Here is a 20,855-nt window from a genome sequence, read left to right as displayed (position 1 = left end):
TTATGCTTTTACGCTCTTGTACTTTTTTGTAAAGTAAACAATAAATCCAATTGCCACGATAGCAAGTACATATACATACATATCAATAGGTGAAGCAGGTTGTCCTGTACCATTACCTCCGTTACCTCCTCCCCCTGGGATTGCTGGCTGTGGCATAGTATCAGCATATGCCAAAGATACAACAAATAAGAAAAATGCCAGTGCTAGTTTATTAATAGTCTTCATGTGGTTTATTTTAAGATTTTAGTGTTAACAGTCTCTCCTTTATCAGAAACGATTTTTACAACATATGAATTTTTAACTGAGCCATCTAGCTCGATTACAAAATCTCTGGTTGTTTCAACCGCCTTTTTAGAGATTACCAGTTTACCGCTCATATCATAAACTTGAATGTCTGCTTTTTTCCAGCTTGGATCAAATCTAACAATATAGTTTGAAATTGCTGAATTATAAACCACTAGAGTATTAGAAGTTTTAGGAGTAGTCTTATCTGTTGCTAGAGTAAGATTACTTGGTTCTCCATAATATAAGTTAGATTCCATATTGGCTACAGGTACAACATCTCCTTGCTTAGCTTCAATTAGATTACCGTTTTCTTCTTTATAGTAGAAACCGATTCCTGAAGATAACTGGTGTGCACCATTTGGAATTAACTCAGTATTTTCTCTAATCTCAAACTTATAAGACTTCACCTGATCGTAGAAGTTTCTTAACTTAATATTTTTACCTTGGAAGTTATTTTCATTAGCCTCGTTGATATACAACCAATAGCTATCTTTATATGTATTATCATATCCTCCGTTCAATGCTTCTTCAGATGTACCCATAAGGCCAGAACCTGCTGAAGACTGAACTGAAGTTGCTGCTGAAATTTGGTGTCCTGTTGTTAAGCCTGGAGAAACAACATAATATGTTCTTCCAATTTCTTTTCCATTAGCATCCAAACCAATTACTCCAAGCTGTTTTATTGTGTTGCTTGTAGTTTTACCATTAGCCATTTTAGCAGCATTTACATTATAATTAGTTGCAGCTGCTCTTGCTGTAGACTTAAATCTTCTTAATGTATTAAAGTTTAAAGTCTGAGCTGTATTATTTCTCAACTTGATTTTAAATGACTGCATAGGCTTGATAACTACTTTATCTACGTCTCCAGCTGCCAGAGCATATCCGTCACCTGAAGGTAAGAAAGTAACTACCTGAGCTCCTGTAGCATAAGTAGAACCACCAGAAAGTGTAACAACTGTACCTGGGTTATATTCAATACCCCAGATGTTGCTCACAACATTTCCGTCAGACCCTGTAAGATTTTCAGTATATCCGATATTAGATAAATCTAAATTGGTAAGGTAAGGGTTTCCGAACTGATACCAGTTTTGTCCGAATGTTCCAGCCCATGGACTTGTAGTAAACTCAAAACTGTCATCAAGATAAGTATTATACTTCTCATTGTAAGAGTTCACAGCATTACCATTAGCTCCGAAAACAACGTTAGAAGCTCCGATATTAGATTTCCCTGCATTTTGTAGTGTTACAGGAGCAGCATACGGTGCATTTGGTCTTCCGTTAATATTATATACGGTTGCTGCACCAGAAGGAGCACTTGGGTTCCAGTCATTACCGGTAACCTTTAGCATATAATATCCTGAAGGATCTGTAGTTGTAGTCGCTAAACTTGTAAAGTGCTTAGAAACAGCGTTAGCATTATCCCATTGTAAGATTGGGTTGCTATATCTTCCGGTATTGAAAGTTTTACCTACTTCAGTAGATAAAGTACTTAGCGCCTTACCACTGAAAGGTAAAGCTACCTGTTGAAAATAGTTACCACTACCATTACTTGTAGTTCGGTATTCTTTGGTAACAATACCTGTAATATTAGACTGGGAAATTCCGTCGATGAACAATTGGCCATACGTAGAAGTAGCAAAGGTACCAGGAGTATTAAGCCTTAAAATAATATTACCACCATCCGTTTTATCCGCACCGGTAGCATCAATTGTTTTAAAAGCATCTGAACCAGATCCTACAACCATAATATTTCCATGTACATCCAAAATACCGTTAGCTTTTGTTTGTACACCTCCACCACTATAAACTAGGGTGCCTTCGCTCACATACATATTAGCATTAGTGTCAACATGACAAAGTATCTGCGCCTGAACAGAATAACTAATTGCTAAAAGACCTATAGCAAATAAACTTTTTCTCATTGTATAAATTATTTGTGTGTTAATACAATCTTTAACGGCAAAGATATTATTTTTTTCAGAAAAAATATTTTTATCTATTAATCAAAACATTATCTTCCGTCAATATGATCTCCTTGTCCTCGCCTATTGAAAACATATAGTCTTCTAGAACTTTTTCTGTGGTCCCTCGAAGGCCTCTTGCACCTAATCCTTTATCAATAGTTTCCTCTACAATTTTCTCAATTGCCCCATCCGTTATTATCAAATTTGTGCCATCCATCTTGAAAAGTTCCACAAATTGATTCACGATTGAATTTTTAGGTTCTTTCATAATTCTTACAAGCGTCTCTTTTGTGAGTTTATCGAGATAAGTAATGATTGGAAATCTTCCTAAAAGTTCCGGAATTAATCCGAAAGTACGAAGATCAATTGCATTAATATTTGTTAATATATATTCGTCTTCGTCTGTTTTGTTGATTTTTTCAGAGCTGAAACCTATCGCCTGTTTGTTCATCCTTCTTTCGATAATCTCTTTGATCCCGTCAAAAGCTCCACCGGCAATAAATAATATATTCTGAGTATTGACCTGAATATACTTCTGATCCGGGTGTTTTCTTCCTCCCTGTGGCGGAACATTTACGATGCTTCCCTCCAACAGTTTCAGCAGCCCCTGCTGTACACCTTCTCCGGAAACGTCTCTTGTAATACTTGGATTATCAGACTTTCTGGCAATTTTATCAATCTCATCAATAAAAACAATTCCTTTCTCTGCTTTTTCCACATCATAATCTGCTACCATCAGAAGTCTGGACAGGATGCTTTCCACATCTTCTCCTACATATCCTGCTTCCGTTAAAATAGTAGCATCTACAATACAGAAAGGAACATTAAGTTCTCTTGCGATAGTTTTAGCCAGGAGCGTTTTACCAGTTCCTGTCTCTCCTATCATGATAATGTTAGACTTTTCAAGTTCTACTTCTCTATTTTCGTCCTTTGCATGGAGTAATCTTTTATAATGATTATATACTGCAATTGAAAGCTGTTTTTTTGCCTGATCCTGCCCGATCACATACTGATCGAGAAATTCTTTGATTTCTTTTGGCTTTTTAAGCTCTTCCATACTGTCGGCAGGCGAATATCCTGTTTTGGATGCACCGTCTTTCACAATAGCATGTGCCTGCTCTATACAATTTTCACAAATAAAACCATTCTGGCCAGAATCAGCATCTGTACTTCATTTCTTTTTCTGCCGCAGAAAGAACATTGGTTAGAATTCATATGATATAATATATATGTTAAAGAAAATCGTAAAAAATTACTTTTTTACGATTTTCTGTTTTTTAAGAATTAATAATTGAGTTTTGAATCTCTGTATATTCTTCGTTCGTTAATTTTAATCTTTCGTTTCTAAAATTCATATCTTCCACCTTGTTTAAAGGGATCAGATGGATGTGTACATGAGGAACTTCAAGTCCTACCACCGCCACTCCTACTCTTACACATGGAACTGCAGTTTTGATCTTCTTGGCTACCTCCTGGGCAAATCCCCAAAGGTTTTTGTATTCTTCACTTTCAAGATCAAAAATCAAATCCACTTCTTTTTTAGGGACTACCAGAGTATGCCCCTTCACCAAAGGCATTGCATCTAAGAAAGCGATAAAGTGTTCATTTTCTGCAATCTTATAAGAGGGAATCTCACCATTGATGATTTTTGTGAATATAGTGCTCATTTTATCAGAAGTTTGGGTTAGGTATTTAGAAGTTTAGAAACAGAAAAGAGTATCAAACTATAAAGAAATGTCTAATACTTCAAAAGACAGTTTATTTCCGTTTGGTAAAGTAATTTCAGCAGTTTCGCCAATAACTTTTCCTAACAGACCTTTTGCAATGGGTGTGTTCACAGAAATCTTTCCTGTTTTCAGGTCGCTTTCGTTATCCGGTACCAATGTAAATACCTGCTCTTGCTTGGTAGCATTATTTTTAAGTTTCACTGTTGTTAAGATAGAAACTTTTGAAGTATCTAATTGGCTTTCATCTATAATTTTAGAAGTCGAGATAACATCTTTCAGCTTAGAAATTCTCATTTCAAGCATCCCTTGAGCCTCTTTAGCCGCATCGTATTCTGCATTTTCCGATAAATCTCCTTTATCTCTTGCTTCTGCGATCTGTTGAGTAATTTTTGGTCTCTCTACAGTTTCCAACTGTTCCAGCTCAGCTTTCATTTTCTCTAGGCCCTCCTTAGTTACATAGCTTGCCATAATTTTCAAAATTTAGTTTTAGTATAAAAAATAATCCGACATTTGCCGGACAATGTTTTCGTGTTGTAATCGTTTTATTTTTACAAATATATAAAAATTTAAATTGAAATGAAAAAAACTTTTTCAATCCTATCCATTTTCATTTTATTGATTTTCAGTAATTTAACTATAAACTCTTGTGGAAGCAGAGAAGATACTGTGAACTGTTTCCCCAATACGCCCATTAACGTAACCCTTAATCTAAACCTGCCTGCCTACTATGCTTTGAACAATATTAATGGCTGGATTTACGTAAATGAACAGCAGTCCGGAACAAGAGGACTAATTGTTGTCAGAACCGCAAACGGATTTAAGGTGTACGACAGAAATGCTCCTCACATATGTCCTGATAATAATACCACTCTTGAAGTAAAAGATAATATTGCCATTATCTGCCCACAGGATAATACAAGATGGATTTTAAGTACAGGACAGCCGGAATCAGGGGCCAAAACCTCTCTTCCTCCTAAAACTTATCCTTACAGCTATGATGCACCCAGCAAAACTTTAAATATTTATTACTAGAATACAAGATGAAGATCGTAATACAAAGAGTCTCTGAGGCCCGTGTAAAAGTGGATGGAAAAATTGTCGGTGAAATCGGAAAGGGATTAATGCTGCTGGTAGGTGTGGATGAAAATGATAAAAAAACAGATGCAGACTGGCTCATACAGAAGGTTTTAAACCTAAGAATCTTTGGCGATGAAGATGATAAACTGAATCTTTCTGTGAAGGATATTTCCGGAGAAATCCTTTGTATCAGCCAGTTCACCTTAATTGCAGATTATAAAAAAGGCAATCGTCCTTCTTTCATAAAAGCAGCAAAACCAGATAAAGCAGTTCCTCTTTTTGACTATTTTAAAGAAGAAATTGCTAAATCCGGACTCACAACAGAAAGCGGAATTTTCGGAGCAGATATGAAAGTTTCGCTGATTAATGACGGACCTGTCACCATCGTCATGGATTCTCTTACCAAAAGCTAAATCCGAAAATAAATATACCACAAAGCAATACGTTTCAATTTGTTGGAACGTATTTTTTTGATTGATATGCATAAAACACACCCTTCATTAAACCTCACAGGTTTTAAAAACCTGTGAGGTTTATCATTCATAAACAAAGAAATCCTTTATACAAAAGAAAAGAGTAAAAATTCAAAAAATAAAATCACAAAAATGTGATATGTTTTTATTTTATTATTATTTTTGATGTAGATCAAAACTGATTCACAACCATTTAACAAAATCATATGAAAACAAAAATCAATCTTCTCGCATTACTTGCGTTCTGCTCTTCTATGTCTTTTGGTCAGGACAATCAGGCCAAAATGGCTAATGATCAAAATTCAATTATTTATGTATGCTTTTCAAAAGGCATTAATTCGGAAAAAACAGCTTTCAGCAGAAATGCTGATCTGGAAAGATTTTCAAGAGAAAATCAAATTTCGTTTAAATATGATCTGGATTTCACAGACAACAAACTTGATGAAATGGCCAGAAGCAGTAAAGCCATTGGAAACTCAACAGAATCTGTGGAAAAGTTGAAAAGAATTTATAAGGCTGATCTTCCCATTCAAAATCAGGAATCTGCACAAAAAATCATTCAGGCTCTTGAAAGGTTTCCTGAAATAGAATATGTATCTGTAATGAGTGCTGCTCCTATTGAACCTCCTTTGGTTAATGCTTTTGTAGCGACTCCTAATTTGGAAAGTCTGCAGACTTATCTGAATGACAACCCGGGAATCAATGCAAAATACGCATGGTCAAGAGGGATTACAGGACAGAATATCCGTGTGCGTGATGTGGAATATGGTTTTTATAAAACTCACGAAATGCTTTCTAATCAAAATTCTATACAATTGGAACCAGGATATTCTCCGAATGCAGGGCTAGCTAATAATAATTATCGTGACCACGGGACGGCAGTGGTAAGTATTTTAGGTTCGGTAAAAGATAATATCGGACTTACAGGAGCTGCTTACAAAGCTTCTGAGATCAAAGGCTATATGGAATGGACAACTGCGGGATACAACAGAGCTTCTGCGGTGAGCAGATCTATCAATGCCTCTCAGTCCGGAGATATTATATTATACGAAATGCAGACTGGCGGAAAAGACGGTCAGTATTGCCCTGCAGAATATAATAAAGTAATCTGGGATCTTACAAAAGCGGCTACTGATTCAGGGATCATTATCATTGCTGCGGCCGGTAATGGAAATCAAAATCTGGATGATCCTTTTTATGCGTCATATCTTGCCAGAGGAAATAGTGGTGCTATCATAGTAGGTGCAGGATCTCCTAATACGACCCATTCGAAACTAAGTTTCAGTACTTTTGGAAACAGAGTGGATGTTCAGGGTTGGGGAAGCAGTGTGATGGCAGCAGGTTATGGATCTTATGCGAAATATGATAACAATAACAACAGAACTTATAATTATTTCAGTGGTACAAGTTCTGCTACACCGGTAGTATCTTCAGCAGCTATTCTGATCCAGTCTTTCTATCGTCAGACTACAGGTCAATATTTGACGCCATCAGCAATGAAGAATCTTTTAATTTCTACGGGAATTCCTCAGGGAGGCACAGTGACGGGTCAGAAAATCGGACCTCTTCCTAATGTGAAGAATGCTATTATTCAGCTGGAAAGTAAATTTGCAACACCCATTAAGACTTTGGCTGCTTTAGAGGTTAAAATTTATCCTAATCCATCCAGTAGTTCTATCGCTATTCAAAGTCATGAAAATAAAAAACTGGATGTAGAGATTATTAATCTTCAGGGACGCAGCGTACTCAAAAATTCAGTGTTACCTAATGAAAAAATTGATATTTCACAGCTTCCTACTGGTCAGTACATTATCAACATCAATGAAGGGCAGAGAAGAGTTGTTGAAAAACTGACAAAACTATAATTTAAAAAGATTTTTAAACCATTTTACTTCACATCAAACCCTCTCTCAGAATACTGAGGGAGGGTTTTTAATGTCAATTTTTATCCGTTTTAGTTGGCAGGAACGCTGTTAAAATTAAGCGCTACTTTGATGTTCATATCCGAAGAGGTCTGATTCTTCAGCTCGTAAACCGTTCTTACGGTGAGTCCTGAACTTTTTACGATTTCATCCAGATATCCTGTATCATTCAGATCCAGATTCAGGCTGGAAGAATTGGTAGATATGTTGGAGCGTGATGCTACCAGTCTTTCTCCTGTTCCATTGGATGAAACGAATATTTTAATGGTTTTGAATGCACTCAGATTTCCTCCTGATGGTGATGCCACAGAAATTTTCGCATCTGAAATTCTTACATCTTTAATCTTAGCATTGTTATTTCCTCCGAACCAGGTCTGTACATTGGTAGCCGTTGCTGTAGAAGAAACTTCTTTATCTGCTGGAACTCCTGTAGATACCAAAACATTCGTTGTGTATGGAAATGTATTCTGAACCAGCGACTGTACGGTTCCGCAACTTACGAGTACAGCTGAAGCGGCCATTGCTGTTAGAACTATATTTTTCATAATTTTAAATTTTAAACTTCTGAGTATAATTTGCAGAAATTATACCAAATTGGTTTACCTTATTCTATAATTACCGTAAAACTTCCTTTAGTATTTCCGGAAGCCATGTTACTTTTTCCGATGATAAGCCACACTTCTCCTTTTCCTGGAGTGTCATACGTGATTTCTCTTCCGAAAGGTCCGTCATAATCTCCATTGGGAACTTTGATCTGATTGAAACGGATATTAAAATCTTTCTCTTTGGTAGAAATTTTTGCTTTGATATTTGGGCGGTCGTAATGGGTTAATTTTAAAACCAATTCCTGATCATCTTTTGTAAACTGCTCTCCAATGGTGAAAGGAAGCTGGTTGGCATCTGCCGTTCTTATAATCTGACCATCTTTTTCATTTCTCATTACGCCTTTACGCAAGACTTCTTTGGTGGCCGGAGCGTTGTTAATAATTGAATCTTTTACTCTCAATGCAGCAGAATCTGCTTTTACCATAGAATCCGGCATTTCTGTTACAATGGTAGAATCTTTGTCCTGAACGGCTGTAACGGCTGGTTCTTTTTTACATGAAAGAATAATCAATGGAATTAATAATAAGCTTTTTTTCATAATATTAATTTTAAAAGTGGATCAACATTTATGATGCTGAGCTCATTTAAATGCTAAAATTGTTCCAATCCGTTGAATGATTTGTTTTCCGGCTGCAATTCTTTTTCATCATTTGCGCCTGCCCATTTGAAGGTAAAGTACATAAAGTTCAGCATCAGTCCCATTAAAACTGTAACACCCCAGGTTTTGGTATATTCCATTGGGTAAATTATCCGTAACACAATATCTGAGAAGAGACCAAAAGGGTTATTGAGCACATCCCAGCTGTTCCATCTCAAAAATCTACCGAGATAAACTCCAAAGCTGCTCATGAAAAGGAAGAATACAATGACTCCGTTGATGATATTTCTGTTACCATAATCAGAAAGTCGTTTTTCGATATCTTTAAGGCTTATAAACCCACAGATCAGTCCCGTCCAGGCATAGGAAAGAATTACAATGAGATCATACCAGACCGGCATCTCATTTCTTGCTCTGAGATGGAAAAGATCTGTCAGAATGTAAGGAGAATTGGGAAAGAACAAGATCCAGACGATGATAATAAAGATGAGTGAAATTTTACTTTTGATATTAAAGGCAAGTATGAAAGAACTTAGCAATAAAGGAATCCATGCCAGAAACAGATTCCAGTTGAGAAACAGAAACACTTTTGTATCACTGATATAATATCTGAAAGCCGAAAGGCTGAAACAGAATAAGGTCATCAGGATCAACAATATATTAATTTTAAATCTTGAAGATTCAACAAAGCTTTTCATGATATTTTATTGTATTGTCTGATAATACATAATTTTTGAAAGAAACGTTTTGGCTGTTTCATTTTTCACTTTATCCTGTAAGGTCTTTTTAAGTTTCTGATCATTTTTTCATCTGCATATTTCAGAAGTGCTTTTTCACTGAAGTTGATGGATGTTACATGATAATTGACTGCAAAATCTTTTCGTTTCATATTCTGGGAGGTTATAAAACCGCCCCAATTGATATAGCTGCACACGAGAATGGTTCCGTAAAAATACCAGATCATGGTATTGACAAGGAAAATATTTCTTTTCTGTTTTTGAATTTTAATAAAGGTCAAAGCCAAACCTACCAGCGATAAAAGTAAGAAGGCAAAAACGCCCAGCCTTTTATAGGTAAATGCATAGTTAACAATATACTCGTAGTTTTTAAGGGCTGCGGAAATCACAAGAATGGCATTGAGGAAAATCCAGATTTTGGCTAAAATTTTCAATAAACCTGCTTTTGGATCAAAATTAAATCCGGATTTAAAATAAAACATGATTACCAGAATAGCCATCACAATAGACATGATCACGGCATTCACTCTTTCATGGGTTTCCTCGGAAAGCTGAACGGGTGTTTTCACAACTTCATAAAACTGTTCGTAATTGTAGGTAATAATGAAGAAGATGAGTAAAATATTCAATAAGACAAAAGAAATAACTCCACTCGTTCTTTCTGCACCCAGATCAAGAAAGGAATAGGTAGCCTTAGGAAGGCGGGAATCTCGGCTAAACTCATTATCCAGAAAATGATTGTTTTTGTAGATGAGTTTTTCCACTGCATAATTCCAGTAATTAAAGGCAATAAAAAATCCTAAAACAGAGAGACAGAACACCTGCCAAATATTAAGATCCAGCTCATAATCTGTGAAAAGAGCTGCAAAATGATTACTTCCTGCAGAATAAATCCCAAAGAAAACAGAAACCAACAATAAAGGAATCAAAATGAAAGCAAATGTTTTTTGCCATAATCCGGATACATTCTTTTTAGGCAGCCATTCATCAAAACTGAAAAAACGGCAGAATGAAGTGCAGCAATTCACAATAAAAACCGGAATTAAAAAGAGAATTTTCAGCCTTCTGTTCTTCGATTTATATCCCAGTAAAAGCAATGAACTCACCACCGCAATAAACGATGGAAAATCTCCAAACCAGGCAAAAGCAATACTGGATAGAACACTTGTAGCAAAAAGGATATATAGTGCTCTTGTTTTATTTTTTTCCGGGGTTCTAAAGAGCGTTAATATAGCATAGATGACACCCAGAATTCCTAGGTTCAGCCCTACCTCCTGATCATAAAAGACAATAACAAAGAGAAGGGCTGTAATGAATATATAATGATGTGTTTTCATGAGGTTAATGATTTAAAGATTGAAAATTTAAAGAATTGAAAGATTTAATGTGGCCAAGTATTGAGATTATCAAAAATTAAGAATAGGTTGAGGTATAAAAAAGTAATAGGAATATTAACCAACAATAGAAGGACAGAGTTTCCGTTTGTCTTTTTTCTGAAACATCACTCAGATATTCCATCAATTCATATAAAATGATTAACAGATTTACCACTGCAGCTATCACCACATAATAAAACCCGAATATGATCAGAAATCCAGCTCTTGTCATCCAAAATAAAAGCAGCAAAGAGGTACCCAGCAAAAAGGAGATTAAAAATGTTTTTTCTCCTAACGGACTGAATTTTATTTTTCCCATTATTTTTAATTTAATGAAGAACTACTGTTTCTTTTTGTTGAATAAAGTCTTTCACGTGCTCATAATTCTGCCATAGCAGTTCTTCAAAGTCCCAATGATGAAAGGTTCTCATATTTTGTCCTTTTTTATAAGCTTTGATATAAATTTTTACATATTCCGGGAGAATAATTGTTCCTAATACGATTGCAGCCAAAAGATGGGCATTGAGTTTACCGTTTCCGAGGAGCAGATACTGCATGGCAATTTCATCTTCGAAATTGGTTCCACAGCCGGTAATTAAGTGGTGTACATCATGGTTTTCCATCTTTGGGATCATTGAGAAACCATGTTTTTTGTAAAACTCACCCAGCTTTCGACCTAAAGAATCTTCCTGAAACTCCAACAGCTGTTTCTCATTGAACTGCCATTGTCTTTTTTTCTTTTTGAAATATTTCCTGTATAATTTTTGTGTTTTATCATATACAAAAAGCAGAAATTGAACGCGTATTTTTTTCATAATGTATTTATTTTAATGCATATTATTGAGTCCTATAACCGTATAAAGAATAGCAATAGGTATATTGACTAGAAGGATCCCGATTGCTTTCAGGCATTCATTCAATCTCGATCTGTATACGAAACCATAGATCAACAGTCCCAGCACCACCAGTATATTTAAAAAAGCTCCAAAGATGAGCAGCATATATCCTCCTATTGCAAATTCCGCCATTCTTGTTGTCAAATATCCAATAAGACAAACACTTCCAAGTACAAAACACAAAGCAAACAGAGACTTTCCGAAGTATAAAATTTCCTGATCTTTCATCCTATTTTAATTTATTATTACTGAACCTTTCATTTAACTTCCTGCAAATGGGCTTCCGAAAATACCTACTGCCAGTTCGAGCCAGATTAATGCAACAACCACTAAAATGAAAATACAGATGAAGACTTTCTGACTTTGTTTCTTTATCTTGCTTCTAACCAGATTGATGAGAAAAGCGGTTGTAAAAAGCAAAGCCCCTGCAATCAGAAAATCCGATCCTGACCAGTTAACTTCCTTAGAAAATAGATTTCCAACCAATGGGATACTGAGTACAACCAATTGAAAGGCATAAATTGTGCATGTTTTTTGTTTTTGTGTCATCATTTTATTTAATTTTTAAAATATAAAGTACTTTGTAATTCAAAGTAAATTTTCAAAAAAATATAGGACAATCGCTATCGCCCCAATAATTTTTCAAGAGCATCCAAATGCTCGGTAAAAGCCTGTCTCCCATTCTGCGTAACACGATAAGAGGTTTTAGGCTTCTTTCCTACAAATTCTTTTTTCACTTCTATGTATCCTGCCTTCTCTAATGCATTGCTGTGACTGGCCAGATTTCCATCGGTTATTTCCAGCAGGTTTTTCATTTCAGAAAAATCAACCCAGTCGTTGACCATAAGAACGGACATAATCCCCAGTCTTACACGGCTTTCGAATTCTTTATTGAGTTGATTTATTTTGATCATTTTACTTTATCTTATTTATTCAGAACCATTGTTATAGGCAATAGCTATGCTTAATTCTCCTGATTCTGCTGGTCAATAGCAAAATCATATCCTACCTCTATTACTTATACTTCTTATGCATGATCAATCCATACACAATATGCAAAACTCCGAAACCTATAGCCCAAAACAGCAATCCCCATCCTAAAAAGAATAAAGAAATAAGTCCTAAAACAATTTCAAGATATCCTAAATATTTTACATCTGTTAATGTATATCGTTCTGCAGCTACCAAAGCTAATCCGTAAAAAATAAGGGTAGCCGGGGCAATGAAAACAAAAAGATGATGATAAAGAAGCGCAAGGCAAAAGATTCCTCCTGCTATTAAAGGCACTGCAAAGGTAATCAAAAGTCGCTTTGTAGTAGCATCCCAGATCTTCAAGCCTTTCTTTTTGCTTTTATGAGCTGTAAAAATGTAACCGCTAAGAATGGCAACCACCAAAATTACGAATCCAATCATAACAAGTTCTTTAACCAGAGCTGGTCCCAGAATATTTCTGTCTCCATCCAAATAACTGATTCCTTCCCTCTGAAAAACAAAATACACATATACAGCACCAATAATTGCTGTCAACCCTGCAACAACTCCAGACAAACCACTTAAAGAGATGAATCGGGAAGACCGTTCCATCATAGAACGGATATGGGATAGATCTTCGTGATAGTTTTTTGAATCCATAAAAAGAACTTTGAATTACAAAGTTATAATTTATTTTCAATCCACCAATTTTTTATTTTAAATTTTAAAAAATATTTTCTGCTGAAAACCTCATCGCATACTTACCTATTGAAATAAAAAAGAGAACCCAGCAATGGCCGGGTTCTCAAGCATATATTAAAATCTGTACGTGTTATAAAGGATTCTGAACAATCAATGGGTTAGCATTGATCTCGGATCTTGGGATAAGGAATTCCCAACGTAAGTCTGTATTAGCAACTGTCATTACATTATTGGTTACTACCGAAGAGTGGTTAGCTCCTGTTCTATCTAAGCCTTGATTCAGTCTCTTCAAATCTAAGAATCTGAAACCTTCACCCCAGAACTCCAGCCTTCTGCTGTTAAGAATTTCTGTGATATAAGCTGCTCCTGTTGTAGTGGCCCCTGCATAAGAAGGGTTTCTGTTTTTTGCAAATACATTGAATACTGCTTTTGAACCAGCCTCATCTCCTGATCTGGCCAGAGCTTCCGCTTCAATAAGATACATTTCCGCAGATCTCATATAAGGAACATCTACTCTACTGTCTGCCTGACTTGCTGCAAGGAATTTCTGCCCTGTATATGGGAACTTAGAATATGTTGAAGGCAATGCAAGAGCGGTGTGTGCTCCTGTTGGATCAAAATTCTTCGTTCTGATATCTGTAGACGGGAATGACAGGAATAATTTACTATTAATAGCTTTCGGAGCCTGACGGATATTGGTAGAGTTAAAGTTTCTGGACATATAAGCACCAAAGTTTGAGAATGAATCTCCCTGATCTGCTATAATAGTAGCACCCCACATCCATTCACCTACACCTGCCAAATTATTAAACCCGGCAGTATAAGTTGTATTATCCATCAAAGCAAATCCTACACGGGCTGATTGAGCAGCGGTTACTGCAGCAGCATAATTCCCTTGTGTCAATGCAATTCTGGCTTTTAATCCTAAAACAACCTTGTCATTAAAATGGGATTTTGTCGCTCTAGTAATTCCTGTAAGTCTGGTTGACGCTTCATTAAGATCTTTTCCGATCTGAGTATATACTTCTTCTACCGTATTTCTTGCCAAAGGAATTTCATTGGCCACCAATCTGATCGGAACACCAAGTTGAGTATTGTTTGTCCCCGGAACATATCGCTTACCATAGATCTGAACCAACATGTAATAGCAGAAAGCTCTGAATGCATACGCTTCACCAATTGCTGTTTTAATGGTTGTTGCATCAGCTGCCGTAGGTGCAGGAACTGAAGGACCGTTAGCGATAACAAGATTTGCATTTCTGATCAATGCATAATAAAACTGATAAGGATAAAGATCATTGGAAGCATTATCATTTACCTGATCTTGCCACCTTACAGCTGAGACATACCAGCCATTTCCTGTAGACGGAAAAACTAGGTCATCTGCCAAAGCATCCATTATAATCATAATTCCGCCCTGACCATTTTGTCCTTGATCGCTTTGTCTGTAATACATATCTCTATGCATTCCATTGACAATGGCCATAAGGTTAGCCGCACTTGAATAAGCTGCTTCCTCAGAAGCTGCAGTAGTAGGATCTGCTTCAAGGTAATCACTCTGACATGAAACTGCTCCTGTGAAGACTGAAAGAACAACAGCCCATTTTATATATTGTTTTGCGATATTTTTCATTACTTAATTATTTAAAATGATACATTAAATCCTATCGTTACCACTCTCGCCGGAGTATATCTATTTGTTGTTGTTCCGTTAAAGGCCTGAGACGGTTCTAATCCTTTTCTTGCTGTTTTGCTCCATAAATTCTCACCTGAAACAAGGATTTTAAATCCTGACACTCCAAGCTGAGATAAAGTTTCAGGGCTGAAGCTATAGCTTAAAGTAGCCTGTCTAAATGTAATAAAATCTGAGCTAACCAACCATCTTGATGAAGCTGCATTTGAACTTGTATATGTTGAAGAATTCAATGCCGGAACATCAGTAATCTGACCAGGCGTTGTCCATCTGTCCAGAATATCTGTACTTAAAGCTCCTCCTTGAGAGTAGCTTGACATCAAAGCTGCATAGTTGGAGTCATATGTTTTTCCACCTAACTGATAGGTAAACATGGCAGATAATGCCCATTGCTTATATGTAATTGTTGTTCCAAAACTTCCGAATAAATCAGGGATTGCTGTACCTGAATAGTCATATTTAGCTTTATTGAAATTGGTGGTCACTTTTTGACCGTTCACCGTTCTGATATCAGCAGCTGTTGTATTAGCAAATGCGTCAGCAACAAGGAATAAAGGTGAACCATCAGCGGGATCTACCCCATACCATTGTCTTAACCAGTAATCATATATTGAATGTCCTACGGAAACTTTTTTCGTTCCATTGATAATCTCTGTTATTCCGTTTGAAAGTTCTGTAACCTGATTTTTGAGTGTTGATGCATTTGCATTGATATTCCAAGTGAAGTTTGGGGTTTTAATAACATCTGCATTAATGCTGAATTCGAATCCACGATTATACATTGTTCCCACGTTTCTACTGATTGTATTATCCGGAACACCTGCAGAAACAGGAAGAGGAACCGGGAAGATCAGATCTTCAGTTACTCTGTTATAGTATTCTACGGAACCTGTAATTCTGTTATTCAAAAATCCAAAATCAATCCCTAGATCGGTTTGCTTATTAGCCTCCCAAGTGATAGAAGGATCAGCCAAAAATCCAAATAAGATCCCAGGCTCCTGAGCATTATTATATCCTAAAGTATAAGTACTTTTATACATATAGTAACTGTCTGTTCTATCATTCCCTACTTCACCATATGAACCCCTGATTTTTAATTCACTGATAAGATTAGAATTGCTTAAGAACTCTTCACCTTTCAGTCTCCACCCAGCACCAATAGACCAGAATGAATCCCATCTTACATCTTTGGCAAACCTGGATGAGCCATCCCAACGGATAGATCCTGAAAGCAGGTATTTTGATTTATAATCATAATTTAATCTTGAAAATACTCCTTCTTTTCTATAATTGTCTGTACGGGAAGTAAGCGTTGCAGGCGTTACAAAGTTGATCAATTCATCATTATCATCTACAATCTGTCCTTTTTTATATCCGTACAGATATTCATACATGAATTTGTAGTTTTCATGTCCTAAAAGGAATTCAAAATTATGATCTCCAAATTTTCTTTTGTAGTTTAAGAGCTGATTCCACGTGAAGGTTTGCTCAGTAAAGCTATATTTTTCTGCTGAACCTCCCGGAGCTGCATCTCCAATGATTTTATTTCCGTAGGTACTTCTTCTGTTATTTCTGATATCATATCCTACGTTGGTAGATAAAGTAAGATAAGGATCTACTTTGATTTCAGCATAGGCTCTGGAAATGATATAATAGTTCTTAGAAAGATCTTTATTTAAAAGCGTTTCCTGAATTACGTTTCTTCCAGCTGCCGCATCTGCTCCTCTTGCGCTTCCTGCATCATACACAACATTTCCTGCATTGTCATAAAGGGTAGCGAATGTATTAGGATCATGAGCATAAGGACTGTAAATAGGCCCCATTGTTCTTGTCCATCTGTATGGATTGATATAAGCAGAATTATTATCCACACCTTCTACAGAATTATTTCCGTTAGAAGCTACTCCACTAATACTTGTTCCTAATTTCAACCAGCTTTTTACTTGAGAATCTACTTTTAATCTTGCTGTAAATCTTTCAAAGTCTGATTTGATAAGATATCCTGTTTCATTAGTATACCCTACTGAAGAAAAATAAGTTGTCGTATTGCTTCCTCCACTGTAATTCAACTCATAGTTCTGTCTGAACCCTGTATTCATCAAGGGTTTTTGCCAGTCTAAATCGGTATATTTCAATTTAGCATTTGGGTTTAATACTCCATCAATCACTAACTGATGAGGATCAACATCAAATACGTTTGTTTTCAGAACTCCTGCTCCAAATGCAGTATTTCCCGTAACCAAAACTGTAGAGGCATAATTATTAGCCGCCGCAAGTCCTAATGATGGATTAGAGGCAAATCTTCCGTTTCTTATAGCCTCCCAGATAAGTGGGTAATATTGATAAACATCTACTCTGTCATATTCAGGAATAGATCGTCCCACCGCTCCAGTGCTCATGCTAAAATTTACGATATCTTTCCCTCCTTTTCTTCCTGATTTTGTAGTAATCAAAACAACTCCGTTAGCTGCAGCAGAACCATACAAAGAGGTGGAAGCTGCATCTTTCAGGATATTGAATGATGCGATATCATTAGGGTTGATGGCAGCAAGAGAACCTGTATAAATAGTACCATCCACAACGTATAAAGGATTTGTTGTAATACCATAAGAACCTATCCCACGGATTTGGATACTTGGTGAACTTCCCGGCTGTCCTGTACCGGTACTTACTTTAACTCCGGCGCTGGCTCCATCTAAAGCCTGTCCGATACTCGTAATCGGTCGGTCTGCAAATTGTTTGGCTTTTACTTCAGTATTAGAACCTACCATAGTTTCTCTTTTCTGGCTTCCGTAGGCCACTACAACGATTTCATCAATCTTAGTATCCTGTGGTATGGTGTCTCGTTTTGTCTTTTGGGCTTCCACTACATGTCCACCCACAAAGAACAGCACGGCTGTGCTTAATAATAATTTCATTTTCATATTTAACATATTTTAACAGTAGTTCAGCAAATATATGTAATAAAAACCGTTAAAAACACAAAGAAAATCCCGTTTCAATTAATTAAATTCAATTGATTTAAATTTTTAACCAATATTCATATATTTATTAAAAAAATATGTTAAAATTTGGTTAATATAGATTTTTAAAAAGAATAAAATAACTTAAATACAGTTAAATTAATATTTATTTTAAGCCAAAAAGACATTTTAATTAACAAAAACACACAATAAAAAGCAAAAACACCAAAATAAATCAATCCAACAACAAGGATCATGAAATTTCAAAATGATTCTAATGAAATAAGTGATTTAAATACTATAAGACATAAAAAAACCGAAGAAACGTTCTTGTTTCTCCGGTCTATATGTGGATTAAAAACCGCTATTCTTTCATCACTTAAGAGGAAAATTACTTTACTCTCAATCTTTCTTTAATAGATTCAATATTTTTCTTTGCAGAATCTTCAAGGATAAGACTTGCACTCATATGAATTCTTGCAGGCATCAATTCATTGAAATGATCTGTACCTTCCCATGAAACCTTTTTAATTAATGCTAAGGCATCACTACTTCTTGAGGCTAAAGTCTGTAAAAACTTTTCCAATTTTTCATCCATCTCCTGAATATTTTCAGAAACGGAGTGGTAAATATTATGCTGCTCCGCCCAATCGGCAGATCTGAAGTCTGCATCAATAGCCATTGCAGAGAATTGTGATTTTCCTATTTTCCTTTCTACATAAGGCCCGATTACAAAAGGTCCTATCCCAAGATTGATCTCCGTAAGGGCTAATGCTGAGTCTTTTGTTGCAAAACAATAGTCTGCTCCGCAGGCAATTCCTACTCCACCTCCTGTTGTTTTTCCCTGAACTCTTACCACTACAATTTTCCCACAGTTTCTCATTGCATTTAAAACTTTTGCAAAACCTCCAAAAAATTGCGTGGAAGCCTCCAGTTCTTCAATCGCTAAAAGTTCATCAAAGCTTGCTCCTGCACAAAAAGCTTTCTCTCCTGCACTTTTAACCAGAATGGCTTTCACTTCATCTTTTGCTCCTTCCTGAAGGATTGTTTCTGCCAGTTTTTCTAAGACTGCTCCTGGAAGGGAATTGCTTTTGGGTGTTCCGAAAGTGATCTCGGCAATATTATTTTTAATTTCTGATGCTACAAATTCGCTCATTTTTATTTTTATTGGATTCTTACAAAAATACGAAATACCACTCTTTCTGAGAAACTTAAAACAGACAATTTCCATTATATACAATCATTCCATAAGATATCCTTTACGTAGAAATACGGAGTCTTCAATTTGGTATTTTCTACTCTAGTACTCCAACGTTATTAGTTGTTCCTTTGGTCTAAGAATTAATAACCAAAAGGTGGTATCTGAAAAACCTATAAGAGAGTAAGAAAATTTACAACTAAAAAAACTTATTATCATGGACGAGTACATTGGAATCGTAAAATTATTTGCAGGAAATTTCGCACCTAGAGGCTGGATGTTTTGCGACGGAAGCTTAATAGCTATTTCAAGAAATTCAGCTTTATTCTCTATTCTAGGAACCACTTATGGTGGAGACGGTATCACTACTTTTGCTTTACCCAACTTAAAAGGGCGTATGGCTATAGGAGCAGGAAATGTAAATGCCAACCAATTTTATCCTTTGGGTGTAACAGCAGGTACTACACAAAATACCCTTTTAGCATCAAATCTTCCAAGTGTAGGTGCCGGATTTCAGCTTAAAGTAGCGAATAAGAATGCCAATTCATCAACTCCTACAGCTACTTCAACCATTGCTATCTCAGGAACACAAGTGGGAAGGGATTTCAATGTAGTATCTAGTTTCGTGAATGATGCGAACCCTGATACGGTTATTAATAATCAAAGCATCGCCTTTGTAGGGCAAAATATACCTGTGAATAATATGCCTCCTTATCTTGGCTTAAATTATATCATATGTGTGGAAGGGATTTATCCACCAAGGGATTAATATTCATACAATAACCTAACATTTAAAACAAAAATCATGAAAAGCACTACTTTTTTAACAATTTGTAGTCTGCTCATTTCAATTTTTTCATTCGGGCAGACCAGTACAGAGCAATTTGAAACGGAATCGAACGGAAGTACCAGCTTCACCGATAATGGTGTCATTTTCAATATCATTTCACATGTAAGTGTTTTTGACATTCAGGGAAATTACCCGGGAACCGGGTGGAGTGGAACAGCAAATGACAACAGATATATTGATAATTCCAACGACACGCAGTCTCCACCATCATTCAGTATTAAAACTACTTCAAATTTATTTAAGGTAAACAGATTCTGGATGTATCTTTCAGCATTGAATCTGGATCTCAATGTAAGTGGAACACTGACTGTAACCGGAAAACTCAGCGGAGTAACCAAATTTACCCAAACAAAAACCACTGGTTTCGCAACAAGCTTAGGAACCACGAACGGATACACACTCCTTGATCTCACCAACTTAAATGGTCAAAACTACTCTAACATCATTATTGATGAACTACAACTAACTGTAGGAGGATCCTTCAGATATGTAGCTCTTGATGCTTTCACATGGGTAAAAGACACCAATCTGGTATTAGGTACTTCAGAGTCTAAAAGCATTAAAAAAGACCTGACTGTTTATCCTAACCCAACCAACGGACCTATTTCTATCACTACTGAAAAAGCAAGTGAAGCTAAAATCTACAGTCTGGACGGTAAAACTCTGAAAACATTACAAACTCAGAAGGGAAATAATGAAGTCAATATTTCAGAGCTTCCTAAAGGAGTTTATATTATCAAAACAGCAACGGAATCTACCAAGGTAATTAAAAACTAATCTTATAAAACTTCGCATAAGTTCCACATTCCCCATAAA

At 36.1% G+C, this 20,855-nt stretch carries 21 protein-coding genes and 1 pseudogene; 5 read left to right on the top strand and 17 right to left on the bottom strand.

What is annotated here, in order from left to right:
* The 5 genes and pseudogenes from BOQ62_RS21015 to greA all read right to left on the bottom strand — a co-directional run bounded on the left by BOQ62_RS21015 (position 1) and on the right by greA (position 4,444).
* Positions 1–225, bottom strand: coding sequence for a signal peptidase (locus BOQ62_RS21015; protein ID WP_129042311.1), 225 nt, complete (start codon positions 223–225; stop codon positions 1–3).
* A 5-nt stretch (positions 226–230) separates the two neighbouring features.
* Complete coding sequence (locus BOQ62_RS21010) at positions 231–2,207, bottom strand: T9SS type A sorting domain-containing protein (RefSeq protein ID WP_129042310.1); 1,977 nt, start codon at positions 2,205–2,207, stop codon at positions 231–233.
* Between the two features lie 70 nt (positions 2,208–2,277).
* A pseudogene (clpX, locus tag BOQ62_RS21005) lies at positions 2,278–3,464 on the bottom strand (ATP-dependent Clp protease ATP-binding subunit ClpX).
* A 62-nt stretch (positions 3,465–3,526) separates the two neighbouring features.
* Positions 3,527–3,916: an HIT family protein gene (locus BOQ62_RS21000; protein WP_129042309.1), complete on the bottom strand. Its 390-nt coding sequence runs from the start codon at positions 3,914–3,916 to the stop codon at positions 3,527–3,529.
* A 57-nt stretch (positions 3,917–3,973) separates the two neighbouring features.
* Positions 3,974–4,444, bottom strand: a complete 471-nt coding sequence (gene greA, locus BOQ62_RS20995) for a transcription elongation factor GreA (protein ID WP_121490200.1) — start codon at positions 4,442–4,444, stop codon at positions 3,974–3,976.
* Positions 4,445–4,552: 108 nt separating this feature from the next.
* Here greA and BOQ62_RS20990 point away from each other — a divergent pair, with 108 nt between their 5' ends.
* From BOQ62_RS20990 to BOQ62_RS20980, 3 genes are all read left to right on the top strand, one after another.
* On the top strand, positions 4,553–5,008 hold the full coding sequence (locus BOQ62_RS20990) for a hypothetical protein (RefSeq protein ID WP_129042308.1): 456 nt from the start codon (positions 4,553–4,555) through the stop codon (positions 5,006–5,008).
* Between the two features lie 8 nt (positions 5,009–5,016).
* The gene (gene dtd / locus BOQ62_RS20985) at positions 5,017–5,466 is read left to right on the top strand and encodes a D-aminoacyl-tRNA deacylase (RefSeq protein WP_129042307.1); all 450 of its coding nucleotides are present in this window, start codon (positions 5,017–5,019) and stop codon (positions 5,464–5,466) included.
* A 266-nt stretch (positions 5,467–5,732) separates the two neighbouring features.
* Positions 5,733–7,391, top strand: a complete 1,659-nt coding sequence (locus BOQ62_RS20980; protein ID WP_129042306.1) for a S8/S53 family peptidase — start codon at positions 5,733–5,735, stop codon at positions 7,389–7,391.
* Positions 7,392–7,480: 89 nt separating this feature from the next.
* On the opposite strand, the gene BOQ62_RS20975 is transcribed toward BOQ62_RS20980, so the two are convergent.
* From BOQ62_RS20975 to BOQ62_RS20920, 12 genes are all read right to left on the bottom strand, one after another.
* Complete coding sequence (locus tag BOQ62_RS20975; RefSeq protein WP_129042305.1) at positions 7,481–7,993, bottom strand: hypothetical protein; 513 nt, start codon at positions 7,991–7,993, stop codon at positions 7,481–7,483.
* 59 nt (positions 7,994–8,052) lie between these two features.
* A complete protein-coding gene (locus BOQ62_RS20970) occupies positions 8,053–8,592 on the bottom strand; it encodes a hypothetical protein (RefSeq protein WP_129042304.1) in 540 nt (179 codons plus the stop codon).
* 53 nt (positions 8,593–8,645) lie between these two features.
* Entirely contained in the window at positions 8,646–9,350 is a 705-nt protein-coding gene (locus BOQ62_RS20965) for a DUF1361 domain-containing protein (protein ID WP_129042303.1), read from the bottom strand.
* Positions 9,351–9,415: 65 nt separating this feature from the next.
* Positions 9,416–10,726 carry a DUF4153 domain-containing protein gene (locus BOQ62_RS20960; RefSeq protein ID WP_228414428.1) on the bottom strand — a complete coding sequence of 437 codons (1,311 nt, stop codon included), beginning with the start codon at positions 10,724–10,726 and terminating at the stop codon, positions 9,416–9,418.
* Positions 10,727–11,094: 368 nt separating this feature from the next.
* On the bottom strand, positions 11,095–11,580 hold the full coding sequence (locus BOQ62_RS20955) for a Coq4 family protein (protein ID WP_129042302.1): 486 nt from the start codon (positions 11,578–11,580) through the stop codon (positions 11,095–11,097).
* Between the two features lie 12 nt (positions 11,581–11,592).
* The gene (locus tag BOQ62_RS20950) at positions 11,593–11,889 is read right to left on the bottom strand and encodes a hypothetical protein (protein WP_129042301.1); all 297 of its coding nucleotides are present in this window, start codon (positions 11,887–11,889) and stop codon (positions 11,593–11,595) included.
* A 33-nt stretch (positions 11,890–11,922) separates the two neighbouring features.
* The gene (locus BOQ62_RS20945) at positions 11,923–12,213 is read right to left on the bottom strand and encodes a hypothetical protein (protein ID WP_129042300.1); all 291 of its coding nucleotides are present in this window, start codon (positions 12,211–12,213) and stop codon (positions 11,923–11,925) included.
* A 71-nt stretch (positions 12,214–12,284) separates the two neighbouring features.
* Entirely contained in the window at positions 12,285–12,575 is a 291-nt protein-coding gene (locus tag BOQ62_RS20940; protein WP_129042299.1) for a winged helix-turn-helix domain-containing protein, read from the bottom strand.
* Between the two features lie 100 nt (positions 12,576–12,675).
* The gene (locus BOQ62_RS20935; RefSeq protein ID WP_129042298.1) at positions 12,676–13,293 is read right to left on the bottom strand and encodes a hypothetical protein; all 618 of its coding nucleotides are present in this window, start codon (positions 13,291–13,293) and stop codon (positions 12,676–12,678) included.
* 172 nt (positions 13,294–13,465) lie between these two features.
* The gene (locus tag BOQ62_RS20930) at positions 13,466–14,968 is read right to left on the bottom strand and encodes a RagB/SusD family nutrient uptake outer membrane protein (RefSeq protein WP_129042297.1); all 1,503 of its coding nucleotides are present in this window, start codon (positions 14,966–14,968) and stop codon (positions 13,466–13,468) included.
* 11 nt (positions 14,969–14,979) lie between these two features.
* Positions 14,980–17,952 carry a SusC/RagA family TonB-linked outer membrane protein gene (locus tag BOQ62_RS20925; RefSeq protein ID WP_228414426.1) on the bottom strand — a complete coding sequence of 991 codons (2,973 nt, stop codon included), beginning with the start codon at positions 17,950–17,952 and terminating at the stop codon, positions 14,980–14,982.
* A 430-nt stretch (positions 17,953–18,382) separates the two neighbouring features.
* Positions 18,383–19,147: an enoyl-CoA hydratase/isomerase family protein gene (locus BOQ62_RS20920; RefSeq protein ID WP_129042295.1), complete on the bottom strand. Its 765-nt coding sequence runs from the start codon at positions 19,145–19,147 to the stop codon at positions 18,383–18,385.
* Positions 19,148–19,406: 259 nt separating this feature from the next.
* On the opposite strand from BOQ62_RS20920, the gene BOQ62_RS20915 reads away from it, so the two are divergent.
* Positions 19,407–19,958, top strand: coding sequence for a phage tail protein (locus BOQ62_RS20915; protein WP_129042294.1), 552 nt, complete (start codon positions 19,407–19,409; stop codon positions 19,956–19,958).
* Positions 19,959–19,994: 36 nt separating this feature from the next.
* Complete coding sequence (locus tag BOQ62_RS20910; protein WP_129042293.1) at positions 19,995–20,816, top strand: T9SS type A sorting domain-containing protein; 822 nt, start codon at positions 19,995–19,997, stop codon at positions 20,814–20,816.
* The last annotated feature ends 39 nt before the right edge of the window (positions 20,817–20,855 follow it).

The organism is Chryseobacterium sp. CH21, assembly GCF_004119445.1.
Classification (GTDB): domain Bacteria; phylum Bacteroidota; class Bacteroidia; order Flavobacteriales; family Weeksellaceae; genus Chryseobacterium.
This window is presented reverse-complemented; position numbering and strand designations above follow the sequence as displayed.